Origin of the sequence: Glutamicibacter sp. FBE19 (genome assembly GCF_015524875.1) — a bacterium.
GTDB classification, from domain to species: Bacteria; Actinomycetota; Actinomycetes; order Actinomycetales; family Micrococcaceae; genus Glutamicibacter; species Glutamicibacter halophytocola.
The window spans coordinates 338,111-353,074 of sequence record NZ_JACKQN010000001.1 but is presented as its reverse complement, the minus strand read 5'-3'; the positions used below and the strand labels follow the sequence as shown (position 1 = coordinate 353,074).

Here is a 14,964-nt window from a genome sequence, read left to right as displayed (position 1 = left end):
AATGAAAACTCTAGCCAAGATCTTTGGGTCAGTCCTCTCGCTGGGAGCGGGATGGCTTGGGGCCAAGTTGGTCGCCAGCGCCTGGAAGAAGGCAACAGGCGAGCAGCCGCCATCCGTGGCGCATCCTGAGGAACAGCAGCAAGCGGCCTTGGGCAAGGTGCTGTCTTTCGCGGTGATCTCCGGAGCCAGCGCTGCTGCGATACAGGCGCTGGCCAAGCGATGGACACGATCCCTTGAGGACAAGGCCTCGGCTGTCTAATGCCCTCATCCCGGGACCCACGCAGTTCTCGTTATGCTGCAGACCCGTAGGACGTAGCCGTCGTCCCAGAGTCGGCTTCCGGAAGCCGCCGGAGAGCTGGCGAAAGGAGCGCCGCAATGGCCGACAAGCGCAACCCTGGAAAGTTCGGCAGTCGTGGAGATACGGAAGAGCAGTCGGGCGAGGGCGGAGAGGCCAGTATCGGCAGCTTCAACGTGCGCGCCATAGCGCCGACCCAGCACCATCCGCGCGGTAGGGCGCAGAAGCTAAGCCGCGCTAATGGTTGATCTTTCCTTCTTGGACCTGTCCTGGCGGACTGAACGTCTATTCGCGTGGTGTTTAATTCGAGGCAGGCAAGCTCGCCAGGGCTCTGGCAATCAACGCCTCCCATCACTTAGAATGAAAATAAATTATCACTATACGAAAGTTGATGCTCATGGCTTCTCATTCTTCCCCACTGACCCCCGGCCAGCCTGCTCCTTCGTTCTCGCTGAAGGATTCCACGGGAGCCACCATTTCGTTGTCGGACTACTCCGGCCAGAATGTCATCGTGTACTTCTACCCCAAGGCCGCAACTCCTGGCTGCACCACAGAGGCCTGCGATTTCCGCGACAACCTCAACTCGCTGCAGGCTGCAGGCTACTCCGTGCTAGGCATCTCCCCGGACGCACCCGAAGAAATTGCTGCTTTCGCCAGCAATGAATCGCTGAATTTCCCGTTGCTTTCCGATCCTGACAATGAAGTTGCTATCGCCTACGGCTCCTACGGAGAAAAGACCTTCGGCGAGAGGACCATGGTGGGAACCCTCCGCTCGACAGCAGTCATCAACGCAGATGGCACCATACGCCAAATCGAATACGGCGTGGATGCCCAAGGACACGTGGCACGCCTTCGCGACTCCCTCGCCGTCTAGAAACCACTTTCAGCAGGCCCCTGCCGGACCCACTCCGGCAGGGGCCTGATGGCGTTTGGCACCTGCTTGGCGCCCTAACACTTCGAAGGAGGGGCGGACCTCGCGATGCAGCCTGCCTACACCTGCATTTCAGCGTGGGCGTTGGCCAGCAGATGCAAAATGCCTCCTTGGTCGAAAGCCGCCCGTTGCCGCACCGCGCCATTGCCGGCCTCCAGCAGGTTTCTCAGGGAGATCACTGCAAATTCGTAATCTCCATGAGCCTTCAAGGCATGTTCAATGCGCCGCAGCATCCTGCCGGCCAAATCTTCCACGCTGGCAAAGCGTCCCGTTTCCGTGTCCACCTGCGCTCCGCTGGTTCCGTGCTTGGCGCTCTGCCACAATGACAGGTCCAGGATCTCCGGCAGGTACTCGGCGGGAGGATGCTTCCCCGCCACCGCGGTATCCACCAGCCCGCGCATCAGCACCGCGAGCAATACCGAGTCTTGTGCCCGCAACTGCGAATCAGCAACGCGGACCTCAATCGTTGGGTACTTGTCCGAGAGCCTGGCCGCCCATCCAATATGGCCCGAATCGAGCACGGCCGGCATTCCGTTGATCCTTTCGAGCCTCGCGGAATAGTCCTCGTAATCCTTGAAATATGGTGGAATTCCCTGCACTGACCACTGCCGGCTATGAATCGTCCGCCACGATGAAAAACTGCTGTCCGCACCCTTCCAATATGGAGAATTCTCGCCCAGCGCGCATAGGAAGGGCAGCCAGCCGCGCAGGAAATTGAGCGCCATGACGCCCGATTGCGGATCAGGGATGGACACGTGTACGTGCAAGCCGCAGACGTAATGCTCCGTGGCGATTCCGGAAAGGAAATTCCCGATCTGACGGTACCGCTCATTATCGGTGAGTTCCGGGGGCCATGGGGCAGCCATCGGCGCCGTCCCCACTCCGCCGACCAGCAGCTGATGAGAAGCCGCTTGCGCCGCCAGGTCCCTGCGGAAACCGGCCAATTCTTCCAAAGCCTGTTCCCGGTCATGGCATATGGAGCTGGCGTGCTCTATCTGGCAGGCCAAGAATTCATTTTGCACTTCGCCATCACGTTGGATATCCAAGACATGCCGAAACTGCCCCCTGCTGAATCAGCAGGCAGCCCTGTTTCGCCATCGAACAAGAAGAATTCTTCTTCTATGCCAAACGTGCTCATTTCATGCCTCCCTGGTGATACTCGAGACTTCAGCCGCCCTCGCGTTCTCCGGATGGATTAGCCAGGCTCGGCGCGGTGCCTGCCGCTATTCAGTTGAGTGATCCGCCTTGTGGATTCAGCGAAGGGCAAAATCCTCCGCGGATGCCCGTTACCACGGGGCGCTGGATTCTGACACCCTACATCTTGCCTGCTTGCCCACCCCGCAAGACGATGCATTCCCATCCTTTTCCCACCAATCGCTGGCAGATGGGCAAGCAAGCTTGGACTTAGAACGCGTTGAGGACCGACGAGCCACATGAATCGAGCAGATCGGCCTGACTTGCTGCAAATATAGTCATCAACTAGTAAAGTCGAAAAATCTTATTCAACAACCACAAAAGCTGAGAGAACGCTGTGAGCCATTTGCCGCCCATCTCGCCCCCTGCCCGGGTGAATTAGATTGGAGGTACACTCTGTTTCCTCTCGATGGCGAACCTTGCCTGCATGACGGGGCATTGCGCAAGATTGGAAGTGGCGTGACTTGTGGGGATTCACTCGAAAGTTACGAGCAAAGTGGAGGTAGTAATAATGCCAGGACGTATCGTCAGGTCGAAAACTGCTGAACGCGTCGCGGAACTTCTGGGATCACGAGATGGTCGTCGCCATCTCAGCCGGTACGGATGGGCTCAAGGCATGCCCGTGATCATTGCACAACCCCATGAGCCTGCAGAAGATGTCATGGCTCTGGTCTCCGTCCACAATTGCCCGGTTCTCGTGGCTATGTTGGACACTCCGTGCGAGACATTGCGCTTCATCCATGTCTCGCCTCCCAATGCTGCCTTGGAAATTGTCGACGAGCTGCCCCGGAATACCCGGACACGCGCTTTGTTCGATCAATCCGAGGGGCAAGGGATGCTGTCGTTCAGGGTGCGCTATTGGAAGTACAGCGCCGTGGCCAACGCCGTTCCGGTCTACACGCCAGAGACCCAGCAGTCCATGGAGATGCCCCTCGGGTAGCGCCGCGGTCTATTGCCGGAGCTTCTTTCCGATGCCTGCCGAAACGGTCGAATAGTTCCACCGTCTCGCTTAGGTGGAACTATTCGACTTCGATTCGAACCCAGGTGTCCAGCGGGATGGACAGCCAGCAAGCCAGGCGGTTACGCGGCTTCAGGTCTTGAGAGTCAGTCATCGGAGATATTTTCACCCTGTCCGTTCATTGTGTAGGCGATGGAAGAATACGGTTCATTGACGGTGAATCGGGCAATAACATCCCCGGTGTGCTGCATGAATGAATCGCCGCCAAGATCAGAATTTGTCTCCCGTTCCGAGAAGATTCCGATGTCATCGGTAATTGTTTTGTCCAGCCCCGAGCTGACGGACTGCACGGCAGGCCAATAGGCCTGCCAGTGGACATCAGGGATCCTGAAGAGTTCCTCTTCGGATTCAGGCTGGGTGGAAGCAGGTCCGCTACTGGTCAGTTTCCCGCCGCGGAACTGCCAGCTATCGGTGTTCAGCGTGCCTGGCCCCACCGGGGCATCGATGAGAACAAAGTCCTTGTACAGGCTCACCCGGCTGACCCGGTCATGTCCGACCTTCTGCTCCAGGGCGTTGAGCGCAGCACTCACCCCTGGTTCTGTTCTCATGTCGGGTATCCAGGAGCCGGTGAGTTCCTTGGATTCGACGCTTAGTTCCACTGCACCGCGCATCGGCAGCAGCACGATAACAGCACCAACGCAGAACATGACAAGATACAGCAGCGCGCGCAGCGGGAACCATCGCTTGCTGGTTCCGATCAATGGCTTGGTCCGCGTCCCGTTGGGTCGCAGTCTCCCCGATTTTGGACTGCGCACTTCTCCGGCGGAAGCAGCAGAAGGGATTGGCAGCTTCAGCAAGCTCTGGTCGCTCAGTTCCTCGGGTTTGATGAAGCTGACATCCGGCTCCCCCTCGATCAAGATGGCTACCGGATGCACCGAGCCGGGTATCAGGGCTACGCTCGTTTGAAAGTTCAGGACTCTGCGAAATTTCGTCCGGAAGGGCTGCCCATGTCGTGGTTGCACGGTTAGCTCAATGTCGCAAAGCGGCCGCTCGTTGACTCGAGTACCGGTTTCTCCGACATGCTCGACACGGGCCATGCCCACCCGCCCGGCTTGCACGGCCATTTTTGCCATCACCGGGTTATCTGGATGGATCCCTCGCAAGGTACGGCTGACAAGCCAGAACACCAGGGCCATGGACGCTACCGGAATTCCGAACCCGATGCCCCATGCACCAGCTCCCGGTTCGCCAATATAGCTGCCAATGAAGCCACCGGCTATTAACCCCACACCAAGGAAAAAGAAAGCACGGATCATGGTGTGATCCTATCTCTTGCTTTCATTGACAGTAAGTATCGCCACCCACGTGACGAATAGCTGGCCGCTAACCGGTTTGCCCTATTTTGTCGGCGGTTCAGCGTGAAGCCCGAAGAACATTTCCCTCCGCAAAGCATCCACATGTTCCCTGGTTACTGCGATTGCCGCCAGCGCATCCCGCTTGCGGAAGGCCTCCACGAGTTGCTGGTGGTGCCCTCGCCCCTCGTTGAGCTTCTCTTGGGGGTAGGGGACAAAATACTTGAGCAAGGATTCATAGCTGGACAAATAGGTGGGAACTTCAGGCAGTGCGCTGATCTCGGCTACCAGGCGATGGAACTTGGTATCCGGAATATGGTGCTCATGCCAGTTGGCTGCGCTGGCAGAGAGCCGAATCAGTTCTTCCAGCTGCTGGCATTGGGCTTCGGTGGCATTCAAGGCCGCTTGAGCGACGATGGCGCTTTCCATCAGGCTTCGCTGGTCTATCAAGCGCAGCACCTCTGGCACGTCATCATGGAAAGCTTGCACAGCAACATCGTTGAGTTCGGGCGGCGCCTGGGCCACGAAGGTGCCACCGTTTCGCCCCCTGCGGCGCTCCAGCACGCCATCTTCAACCAGGCTTTCCAAACCGCGGCGCGCGGTGATCACGCTGACTTCAAGGCCGGCAGCGATCAATTCGGTACCGGGAAGTTTTCCGCCCGGAACCAGCAGTCCATGCTCCACCGAGAGCAGAATTCTCGCCCTGACGGTTTCCACGGCTGACAAACGGGTTACTGCCGCAGCGCCGGGTGCCGCATGGAGCAGCCGGTCGATTTCTCGCTCTTCGGCGTGGGTTAGCCCCGAAATATTTTTCGCCGTCATGTATTGAGTCTATCGGCTGCGTCACATACATTTGAATAACTGTTCATATTGATCAGTTATAGGTTTTTCGAAAGCAGCTCACGATGCCCCACATGATTACCGCAGGCCTGGCCCAGCGGGTCCCATTGCCCTTGGAGGATCCGCTCCAGCTTTTTGCCGATGATGTCGCCAAGACCCTGGAGACCTACGGCCCCTTGCAGATGCTGGTCTACCCGGAATTGCATCTGCAGGGTACAGAGCACCTGCCGGTTGAAGAACGCAGCGCGGCCCTGGAAGCAGCCGCCGTATCGCTCGATGATCCGTTCGTCGCCGCCCTCGGCGCCATCGCCGCAGAACATCAGATCTGGCTTTGCCCAGGAAGCATCGGCGAGCGCGACGCCGACGGAGGATTCCGCAATACCCAATTGCTTTTCGCCCCGGATGGCACCCTCGTTGCCAGCTATCGCAAGATGTTCCCGTGGCGCCCTTTCGAGCCGCACCAGCCGGGCACAGAATTTGTCGTGGCCAAGGTGCCCGGCGCTGGGGCCGTCGGCCTGTCCATCTGCTACGACGCATGGTTCCCCGAGCACTCGCGCCACCTTGCATGGATGGGCGCCAACGCCATCTTGAATATCGTGAAGACCACCAGCGAAGACCGCGAACAAGAGCTGGTCCTGGCCCGCGCCAATGCCATCGTGAACCAGGTCTACATGCTCAGCGTCAATTGCGCCTCCCCGATAGGACGCGGACGAAGCATCGCCGTGGATCCCGAGGGCATGGTCCTCGGCGAAGCCGGTCTCGGCGAAGACACCCTGGTGGTTCGCATTGATCCGGCGGCAGTGCAAAGGGTCCGCGAGCACGGCACCGCTGGCACCAACCGCGTCTGGTCGCAATTCCATCCCGGCGATGCCTCGATCAAGCTTCCGCTCTACAACGGCGAACTTGATCCAGCGCGCTGGGCCCCGCAGCAACCTAAACATCGCTCTTAGAAAACGACGGAGTTTTCCATGTCTTCCACCCCTGCACTCACTCGCACCCTGAAATTGCCGTCCTTGGTTATTTTCGGATTGGCCTACCTGACTCCCTTGATTGTCCTGGGCATTTTCGGGGTCATTGCTTCTGAAACCGGTGGCGCCAGCGCCAGCGCCTACCTGATCGCCTTGCTGGCCATGCTCTTCACCGCGAACAGCTATGGCCGGATGGCTGCCGCCTACCCGGTAGCTGGCTCCGCCTATACCTACGTGCGCAAAACCATCGATGGACGGGTCGGATTCCTGGTCGGCTGGGCCACCATGCTCGACTACCTGTTCCTGCCCATGGTCATCTGGCTGATCGGCGGATCCTACCTGCAGGCCCAATTCCCGGCGGTGCCCATGCCGGCGTGGATTCTCGGGTTCATCGTGCTGACCACGATCTTGAACATCATCGGCATCAAGGTGGCCGACCGGGTGAATCTGGTGTTGATGTCATTCCAGATCCTGGTCATCGTGTTCTTCGTAATTCTCTCCATAGCCAGCGTTTCCGGTGACCACGGCGCAGGCGCCTTGGTGAGCGCTACGCCTTTCACCGGGATCGGCGCGACCCCCGCCGGGATCGCAGCCGGAGCTGCCATCGCCGCGTATTCCTTCCTCGGTTTTGATGCGGTCACCACGCTGACCGAAGAAACCGTGGAGCCCCGCCGCACCGTGCCCAAGGCGATCATGCTGATTGCGCTGATTGGCGGCGGCATCTTTGTTGTCGTGGCCTACACGGTGCAGCTGGTGAACCCGGGCGGAGTCTTTGAAAACTCTGACGCTGCCGGATTTGAGATCGCACAGCATATCGGCGGCAACCTCTTCGGCGCGATCTTCCTGGCCGCCCTGGTCATCGCCCAGTTCACCTCGGGCATTGCAGCCCAGGCAGCCGGCAGCCGGCTGCTCTACGCGATGGGTCGCGACGGAGTTCTTCCACGGAAGATCTTTGGCAAGCTCAACGAACGGTTCAGCACCCCGGTCTTTTCCATCCTGGCCATCGCCGTGGTTGGCCTGATTGCGATGTTCATGGATGTGGCCACCTCGACCTCATTCATCAACTTCGGTGCCTTTATCGCCTTCATCATGGTCAACGTTTCGGTCATCGTTTACTGGGATCGGCAGCGCCGTGCCGGCAACAAGCTCAACACGCTGCTCTATGTCCTGTGCCCCGCCATTGGCGTCTTGGTCATCGGGTTCCTGCTCACCCAGCTTGATGTTCACGCCGTGGTCATTGGATCCATCTGGCTGGTGATCGGAGCGGTTATTTTGGCGCTCACCACCAAGGGATTCAAGCACCAGCCATCTTAGATGGCGCTGGAAGGCGTTGAAGAATCCAGCTGAGGAGGCAGCGCCCCCTCAGCGTTCATCGGCGCCTTAGCACGGTCCGCCCATGAACGCCATCCAGCTCCTTATGGGCGGGCCGCCCGGTCGTCTCCAACCTACCCGGATTATCGGGTGCGGCCCGGAATGCTGCAGGCCGGCTGCTACTGGGAATCGGAGAGCCGGCGAAGCCACGCCGAGAGCATGGCGGTTTCTTCCTGCCCGAGCACATCAGGCCGGGCATTGGCATATTCCAGAGCGAGATGCATGATCGAACGCGGCGAACTGTCAGTTCCCGTGCCCGTAATGGCCGCGATGGCACCTTCCCGGACCGAGCGAGACAGCTCCCAGTCTTCCTCCGCCAGGATGATCATGCGCAGCGTGACCCCGATGTTGGTGACGAGAATATGCGCCGCCGCTTGCTCGGCGGAGACGACGAGGCGGCCCTGGGCCGCGGCCCTTTCCGTGAGGCCACGCAGGATCTGACTGGGCCGCGATTGCGCTGCGGGCGAATATCCCGGGACCACCTTGCCGTACATGAGGGTATAGAAACCCGGGTTCGCGACCCCGAATGCCACGTGGGCGTCCCAGCCATCGCGGAGATCCTGGATCGGATCGCCGCTGCTTTCATGGGCCTCTTTTTCCGCCAGGTAGAGGTCGAAACCGCGATCCATGACCGCCTCCAGCAGGCCCTGCTTATTGCCGAAGAAGTGGTACAGGGTAGGCATCTTCACGCCGACCTCGGCACAGACCGCACGCAGCGAAATCTCCTCGCCCGGTCCGTTGGCAATCATCTGGGCCGCGGCGTCCAGAATGCGGGTCCGTGTATCCCCTCGACCATCTCCTGTCATACTGTTATAGTATCTCATATCACTGATATACAGACGTGTATTGGTGGAATAGCGAGAAGGAGAAGACATTGGGCAAGCACACCCTCGAAGGCAAGAATGTTCTCGTGGCGGCGGGAGCCAAGAATCTCGGCGGGCTGATCAGCCGGCAAGCGGCCGAAGCCGGAGCCAACGTCGCCATCCACTACAACTCGGAATCCACGCGCGCGCAGGCTGAAGAAACCCTGGCCGCGATCCGCGCGGCCGGCAGCGAGGGGGTGATCCTCAGTGGCGACCTCACCGACCCGGCAGCCGTCGAACGTCTCTTCGTCGAGGCCGAAGCCGCTCTGGGAACCATCGACGTGGCTGTTAATACCGTCGGCAAGGTGCTGCGCAAGCCCATCATCGAGACCTCGGAGGAAGAGTACGACTCGATGTTCGATGTGAACAGCAAAGCCGCCTACTTCTTCATCAAGTCCGCTGGCCTCCATCTTGCCGAGGGCGGCAAGATCATCACCATCGTGACCTCCTTGCTGGCCGCGTTCACGGACGGCTACTCCACCTATGCCGGCGGCAAGAGCCCCGTGGAGCACTTCACCCGGGCAGCGGCCAAGGAATTCGCGGGTCGGGGAATCTCGGTGACCGCCATTGCCCCCGGCCCTATGGACACCCCGTTCTTCTACGGGCAGGAAACCGCCGAGCGCGTCGAGTTCCACAAGTCCCAGGCGATGGGCGGACAGCTGACGCAGATCCAGGACATCGCCCCGATCGTGTCATTCCTTGCCACCGACGGCTGGTGGATCACCGGCCAGACGATTTTCGCCAATGGCGGCTACACCACCCGCTGACCGATAGGAGTAAACCATGGAACCGCAGAGCATTCCCGAACCGCTGGCCTCCTTCTGGAAGGCTGTCAACGCCCATGACGAGCACGGTTTCCTCGATGCATTCACCGAGGATGGGTGGGTGGATGACTGGGGCCGGAAATTCACCGGACGAGAGGAAATCAAGGCATGGAGCGACAAGGAGTTCATCGGCGCCCGCGGCACGCTGGACATCGAGCGGACCATTGAGCAAGATGGACAGGTCACCGTGATCGGGGAATGGACATCGAACTACGCCAATGGCCACTCGAAGTTCACCTTTGATCTCGCGGGAAGCAAGCTGGCCAGCATGAGAATCCGGGAAGGCTAGCCAACGCCCGTAATGGTTCCCGCCACGCATCACCCGCCGCCCGAATTGGAAAGACGACATCGTGAACCCCACACCCCCGCGTTTCCTGCCGCCCATGCTGCCCCGTGACCCGAAAGAGCCCCACCGCGCCGCCAGCCCGCTGGAACTGTTCTTCGACCTGGTCTTCGTGGTCGCCGTGTCCTTCGCCTCGGTGCAGCTGCATCATATGGCGGCGGAAAACCACCTGGGTGCCGGAGTCCTAGGCTATCTGATGGTCTTCTTCGCCATCTGGTGGTGCTGGATGAACTTCAGCTGGTTCGGCACCTCCTTCGACACCGACGACTGGCTCTACCGGATCCTGGCCTTCATCCAGATGGCCGGGGTCCTGGTGCTGGCCTCCGGAGCGGCCGCGGCCATGGAAGAGCACGACTTCACAGCGATCACCATCGGCTATGCGATCATGCGTCTGGCGCTGGTGACCCAGTGGCTCCGCGTGGCGATGGGCAACTCCGAGCTGCGCGCCACGGCGCTGCGCTACGCGGCGGGCATCACGGTGGTGCAGGTGGCATGGTTCGCCCGGCTCCTGCTGCCCGAGACCGCCGGATTCATCGGCTTCTTCGTGCTGGTGGCCGCGGAAATCTCGGTGCCGGCATGGGCCGAATCCCACCGCCGCACCCCAGCGAACCCACACCACATCACCGAGCGCTATGGCCTATTCACCCTCATCCTGCTCGGTGAATCGATCCTGGCCTCGGCCAATGCTGTGGTGGAAAGCCTGCATACCATCGAGAACCTCGGGGCGCTGATGTTCATCGCGGCCTGTGCGTTGATCACCGCCGCGGGCATGTGGTGGATCTACTTCTCCCGCGGGCACCATCACTTGATCACCACCCTGCGTTCCTCGCTGGCCTACGGATATTCCCATTACGTGATCTTCGCGGCGGCGGGAGCCTTCTCCGCGGGCGTGGAGGTAGCCATCGACCAGGCCGCCGGGCACTCCGAGCTGCCGGCCATCGCCACCGCCGGAACGCTCTCCGTTCCGGTGGCGCTCTTCGCGCTGGGCATCTGGCTGCTCATCCTCCGCGGTGATCTCCCGACGGCCCGCAACGCCCTGTTCCTGGCCGGGGTCGCGGTCATCCTCGCCGGCACCTTCCTGCCGTCGGTGCTTCCGGTCGCCGCCGTGGCCGCCGGCATCATCCTGTGCGTGCTGGCCACCGAACGCCGCCCTGGCGCCGTCGCCACCCCGGTGATCAATGCCAACGGCTAGCAGCGCTGGGCCACGGTGATCCCCACATGCTCCTCGTTGTTGCCGATAAGCTGACCGGCACCCCGGAGATCAGCGCCATGGCATCCGGGGCTCCCCGGCACATCCCGTGGGCGAGGCTTGAGTCCCTGCCCTGAACAGCGGCACCATGGAGCATGGACACCATATCGGCGCAACGGCGTTCGCAGCTCATGTCGCGGATCCGGGGCAAGAACACCACGCCGGAACTGGTCCTGCGCCGCCTGCTGCATGCCGCTGGATACCGCTACCGGCTGCACGGCGCGCTGCCAGCCAGCCTGGAGGAGTCCTTGCGCCAGGACTACCCGGAGATCCGCCTTCGCGGAGGCAAGCTGCCCGGCTCGCCCGACCTGGTCTTCACCGCCAAGCGCAAGGCTGTTTTTGTGGATGGCTGCTTCTGGCACTCGCACGATTGCCCGGTGGGACGCCGGCGCCCCTCCTCCAATACCGGGTATTGGAATCCCAAGCTGGATGAGAATCAGGCCAGGGATGCGCGCACCCGCCGCGATCTGGCCGCGCTGGGCTGGCAGACGCTGACCATCTGGGAATGCGAGCTCGAATCCACCGAACAAGTGCTGGAGAACGCCGTCCGTTTCCTCGGACCGCCCAGGCAGGCACCGCGCCGCTGATCTGCGGGCGGCAGCCGGCACCCTTCGTGAATGCGTCCGGCCGTTGGCTAAAATGGTGGCCTTGCCCCTTTCCGCACCCGCGGGAACCGTCCCGGGGCGTTCCTCTCGACAGATCGTTCCCTTCAGGCCATGAGATTTCCGCAGCCCGCGCCCGTCACGCCACCGCGTTCCAGCATCCCGGTTTTGCTGGGAACCCAGACGCTGTTCAACATCGGCTTCTACGCCGTGGTGCCATTCCTGGCTCTGGTCCTCGCCCAGGACTTCCTGCTTGCTTCCTCAGCGGTGGGTCTGATCCTGGGCATCCGGACCTTTGCCCAGCAGGGCCTGTTCCTGGCTGGCGGCACCCTGGCCGACCGCTATGGCGCCCGCAGCATGATCCTGATCGGCTGCGCCGTGCGCGCGGCCGGTTTCCTCATCCTGGCCGCCTCGCTGTGGGCCAGCACGCCCGTTCTCTGGCTGTTCATCCTCGGCACGCTGCTCACCGGATTCGGCGGGGCATTGTTCTCCCCGGGGCTGAACATCCTGGTGGCCGCGGCACAAACCGCCCGGGATCAAGAACAGCACCAGCAGGTTCGCCGGGCCACCTTGTTTGCATGGCTGAGCATCACCGGAGAAATCGGCGCCGTCACCGGGCCATTGGTGGGTTCGGCCCTGTGGAACTGGGGCTTTTCCACCGTGGCTGGGTTCGGCGCCGTCTTCTTTGTGGCCATCGGGATCTTCCTGGCCATCACCTTGCGCCAGCCCGTGCCGGCGAGCGCCACGCCAACAGCAGCCAGCTCCCGCACACAGCGCACCACGCCGCGCGGCGGCCTGCGCCGGTGCCTGAAGGACCGAGGGTTCGTGGCATTCTGCGCACTGCATGCCTCGGACCTGCTGGCCTATAACCAGCTGTATCTGGCCATCCCCCTGGAGTTGCAGCGCCATCAGATGCCAGCCCAATGGCTCGGGCTCATTTTCGCCTGGATCTCCATCCTGACGCTGGGCCTGCAGCTGCCCGTTTCCTGGCTCGCCGCGCGAATCGGCGCCGCCTGGACGCTTCGCATGGGCTATCTGCTCAGTGCCTCGGGATTCCTTGTGCTCGCTTTCATTCCCCCATCGGCATTCGGTGGCGATGCGTCCCCTCTGCGGATTCTCTGCGCGGTCACGTTGATGACGCTGGGCCATATGAGCGTGCACCCCACGGCACTGGGATTTGTTCCGAAGTTCGCGGCCGGCAATGCCACCGGCTCCTATTTCGGCTTGCTCTCCAGTTGCGGCGGCCTGGCCGTGCTTCTGGGGAATCTGCTGTTCGGCTGGTTGCTGTCCCAGTCCCAGGATTCATCGGTACCGGCCTTCGTTCCGTGGCTGGTGCTGATCATTCCATTGCTGTTGGCCTCATGGATTGGCTCCCGGGTGGTCCACGACCGCTTGTTGCGCACCCATATCGCATGAAGTGCGACACATAACGCAAACTACCGCCAGAACTTCCACAGCTGACATCAACTTTCCACTACTCAGCATGCGTAAGTGAAAAAACGAAATTTCCCTTGGCGCTCCATCCCATCTCGCCTGGTTCATGGCCTCCGGGAAACAGCTCGAATTAGGATACGCTTACCAAGGCCCTAATGCATTAGATGCCAATTCATCACGTATTGCCGAAGGATTTCCATGAACCTTGGACGACTGAGCGCAGCCGCAGGATTTGCGGCTCTTGCCCTCGTACTGACATCTTGCAGCTCCACCGCTACCCCTGCCCCGGACGCGGCGGCAGACTCGGAGGCCCGAGTAGTCGTAGCAAACTTCCGCGCCCCGGTGTCCAACTGGGCCTTGGAAAGCGATGATGCCTATGTGCTCTCTATCGCCGGTTGCCTGGAAACCCTGACAAAGTATGACCAGACCGAGAAGAAGGTCGAGCCGATGCTCGCCACTTCCTGGAAGCAGACCTCGGATACCGTGTGGGACTTCGAGCTGCGCAAGAACGTGAAGTTCCAGGATGGCACCGCATTTGATGCCCAAGCTGTAGCCGCGTCGCTGAATCACGTCCTTGAAGCCACTGCGCCGGCACGTGCAGTGAACCCCAAGACCATCAAGAAGGTCGAGGCCGTTGATGCTGACACCGTGCGCGTCACCACCCCAGCCACGGATCCACTGCTCCCATACCGGATGGCGAGCGTGAACGCTGGCGTGCTCTCCCCTGCCGCATACACCGATCAGGGCATCGACCCGATGAACCACTGCACCGGGCCCTTTGCCCCGGTCTCGGAAAAAGCCGGGCAGTCCCTGACCTTGGACCGCAATGAGAATTACTGGGACGGAGAGGTGAAGCTGGCTGGCGGCGAAATCCGCTACATCACCGAGGGCGCTACCCGCGCCACCCAGGTGCAGACCGGCGAGGCGGACATTTCCATGTCCATCCCGGCCACCAGCCTGGCCACGCTGGAAGCCGACGACAAGGTCAGCGTGCTCAAGGCCGACTCGCCACGCACCTCGACCCTGTACCTGAACAACTCGCGCGCTCCTTTCGACAACGCGGACCTGCGCAAGGCAGCCACCATGGCCTTGGATCTGCCAGCCATGGCCGCCAGCATCTATGAAGGCGCCGCCCAGCCTGCCACCGGCCCGTTTGCGCCAAGCGAGCCGTGGGCCAACCCGGATCTGGCCGTGCCCCAGGTGAATATCGAGGAAGCCAAGAAGCTGGTGGAGGCCTCCGGCTACAAGCAGGACAAGCCGCTGGACATCATCGCGATCACCGAGCGCGCCGAATTCGCTGGCGTGGGTGCCATCATCCAGGAGCAATTCAAGCAGATCGGCTTGAAGGCCAACGTCGTCACCAAGTCCTACGGCGCGGTGGAGCCAGATGTGCTGGCCGGCAAGTACGACATGATCCTCAGCCAGCGCAACCGGATGATCGACATCGCTGATCCCATCGGCTTCCTGCAGGCCGACTACACCTGCGAGGGCGGATACAACCTGAGCCACTACTGCAACAAGGACTACGACAAGCTGGTGGGCCAGGCGCAGGTTGAGAAGGACCAGGACAAGCGCAATGATCTCTACCGCCAGGCCGGAGACATCCTTGCCAAGGATGCCGTGAATGTTTGGCTGGTCAATGAACAGGCCATCGACGGCGTGGGCTCCAAGGTCCAGGGCTATGTCCAGGACCCGCTGACCCGTTATGTGATGACCAAGGACCTGGCGAAAACCAAATAA

At 61.1% G+C, this 14,964-nt stretch carries 17 protein-coding genes; 12 read left to right on the top strand and 5 right to left on the bottom strand.

Annotation, left to right across the window (positions count from 1 at the left end):
- Position 1 precedes the first annotated feature (1 nt).
- The 3 genes from H6F58_RS01560 (at position 2) to bcp (ending at position 1,169) form a co-directional block, all read left to right on the top strand.
- Complete coding sequence (locus tag H6F58_RS01560; RefSeq protein WP_060702859.1) at positions 2–259, top strand: DUF4235 domain-containing protein; 258 nt, start codon at positions 2–4, stop codon at positions 257–259.
- A gap of 116 nt (positions 260–375) precedes the next feature.
- The gene (locus H6F58_RS01555; RefSeq protein ID WP_195180941.1) at positions 376–543 is read left to right on the top strand and encodes a hypothetical protein; all 168 of its coding nucleotides are present in this window, start codon (positions 376–378) and stop codon (positions 541–543) included.
- Between the two features lie 149 nt (positions 544–692).
- Positions 693–1,169, top strand: coding sequence for a thioredoxin-dependent thiol peroxidase (gene bcp, locus H6F58_RS01550; RefSeq protein ID WP_146276649.1), 477 nt, complete (start codon positions 693–695; stop codon positions 1,167–1,169).
- Positions 1,170–1,285: 116 nt separating this feature from the next.
- On the opposite strand, the gene H6F58_RS01545 is transcribed toward bcp, so the two are convergent.
- Entirely contained in the window at positions 1,286–2,233 is a 948-nt protein-coding gene (locus H6F58_RS01545) for a YbdK family carboxylate-amine ligase (RefSeq protein ID WP_186467965.1), read from the bottom strand.
- Positions 2,218–2,364 carry a hypothetical protein gene (locus H6F58_RS17895; RefSeq protein WP_186467966.1) on the bottom strand — a complete coding sequence of 49 codons (147 nt, stop codon included), beginning with the start codon at positions 2,362–2,364 and terminating at the stop codon, positions 2,218–2,220. The genes H6F58_RS01545 and H6F58_RS17895 overlap by 16 nt, the downstream gene beginning before the upstream one ends.
- A gap of 678 nt (positions 2,365–3,042) precedes the next feature.
- Here H6F58_RS17895 and H6F58_RS01540 point away from each other — a divergent pair.
- The gene (locus tag H6F58_RS01540) at positions 3,043–3,360 is read left to right on the top strand and encodes a hypothetical protein (protein ID WP_244652222.1); all 318 of its coding nucleotides are present in this window, start codon (positions 3,043–3,045) and stop codon (positions 3,358–3,360) included.
- A gap of 164 nt (positions 3,361–3,524) precedes the next feature.
- On the opposite strand, the gene H6F58_RS01535 is transcribed toward H6F58_RS01540, so the two are convergent.
- Positions 3,525–4,694 (bottom strand): hypothetical protein, encoded by a 1,170-nt coding sequence (locus H6F58_RS01535; RefSeq protein ID WP_195180939.1) that lies wholly within the window; start codon positions 4,692–4,694, stop codon positions 3,525–3,527.
- An 81-nt stretch (positions 4,695–4,775) separates the two neighbouring features.
- Positions 4,776–5,552 carry an FCD domain-containing protein gene (locus H6F58_RS01530; RefSeq protein WP_195180938.1) on the bottom strand — a complete coding sequence of 259 codons (777 nt, stop codon included), beginning with the start codon at positions 5,550–5,552 and terminating at the stop codon, positions 4,776–4,778.
- 83 nt (positions 5,553–5,635) lie between these two features.
- Between H6F58_RS01530 and H6F58_RS01525 the strand changes: the two genes are divergently transcribed.
- Positions 5,636–6,520 carry a carbon-nitrogen hydrolase family protein gene (locus tag H6F58_RS01525; protein WP_060702863.1) on the top strand — a complete coding sequence of 295 codons (885 nt, stop codon included), beginning with the start codon at positions 5,636–5,638 and terminating at the stop codon, positions 6,518–6,520.
- A gap of 18 nt (positions 6,521–6,538) precedes the next feature.
- Entirely contained in the window at positions 6,539–7,852 is a 1,314-nt protein-coding gene (locus tag H6F58_RS01520; protein WP_195180937.1) for an APC family permease, read from the top strand.
- A 176-nt stretch (positions 7,853–8,028) separates the two neighbouring features.
- On the opposite strand, the gene H6F58_RS01515 is transcribed toward H6F58_RS01520, so the two are convergent.
- Positions 8,029–8,715 carry a TetR/AcrR family transcriptional regulator gene (locus H6F58_RS01515; protein WP_146278208.1) on the bottom strand — a complete coding sequence of 229 codons (687 nt, stop codon included), beginning with the start codon at positions 8,713–8,715 and terminating at the stop codon, positions 8,029–8,031.
- Positions 8,716–8,783: 68 nt separating this feature from the next.
- Here H6F58_RS01515 and H6F58_RS01510 point away from each other — a divergent pair, with 68 nt between their 5' ends.
- From H6F58_RS01510 to H6F58_RS01485, 6 genes are all read left to right on the top strand, one after another.
- On the top strand, positions 8,784–9,539 hold the full coding sequence (locus tag H6F58_RS01510; protein ID WP_146276663.1) for an SDR family oxidoreductase: 756 nt from the start codon (positions 8,784–8,786) through the stop codon (positions 9,537–9,539).
- A 16-nt stretch (positions 9,540–9,555) separates the two neighbouring features.
- Positions 9,556–9,885, top strand: coding sequence for a nuclear transport factor 2 family protein (locus H6F58_RS01505; RefSeq protein ID WP_146276665.1), 330 nt, complete (start codon positions 9,556–9,558; stop codon positions 9,883–9,885).
- A 61-nt stretch (positions 9,886–9,946) separates the two neighbouring features.
- A complete protein-coding gene (locus H6F58_RS01500) occupies positions 9,947–11,131 on the top strand; it encodes a low temperature requirement protein A (RefSeq protein ID WP_348536356.1) in 1,185 nt (394 codons plus the stop codon).
- 152 nt (positions 11,132–11,283) lie between these two features.
- Positions 11,284–11,775: a very short patch repair endonuclease gene (locus H6F58_RS01495; RefSeq protein WP_146276667.1), complete on the top strand. Its 492-nt coding sequence runs from the start codon at positions 11,284–11,286 to the stop codon at positions 11,773–11,775.
- A 129-nt stretch (positions 11,776–11,904) separates the two neighbouring features.
- Positions 11,905–13,206, top strand: a complete 1,302-nt coding sequence (locus H6F58_RS01490; protein ID WP_206693383.1) for an MFS transporter — start codon at positions 11,905–11,907, stop codon at positions 13,204–13,206.
- Between the two features lie 216 nt (positions 13,207–13,422).
- Positions 13,423–14,964 carry an ABC transporter substrate-binding protein gene (locus H6F58_RS01485; protein WP_195180935.1) on the top strand — a complete coding sequence of 514 codons (1,542 nt, stop codon included), beginning with the start codon at positions 13,423–13,425 and terminating at the stop codon, positions 14,962–14,964.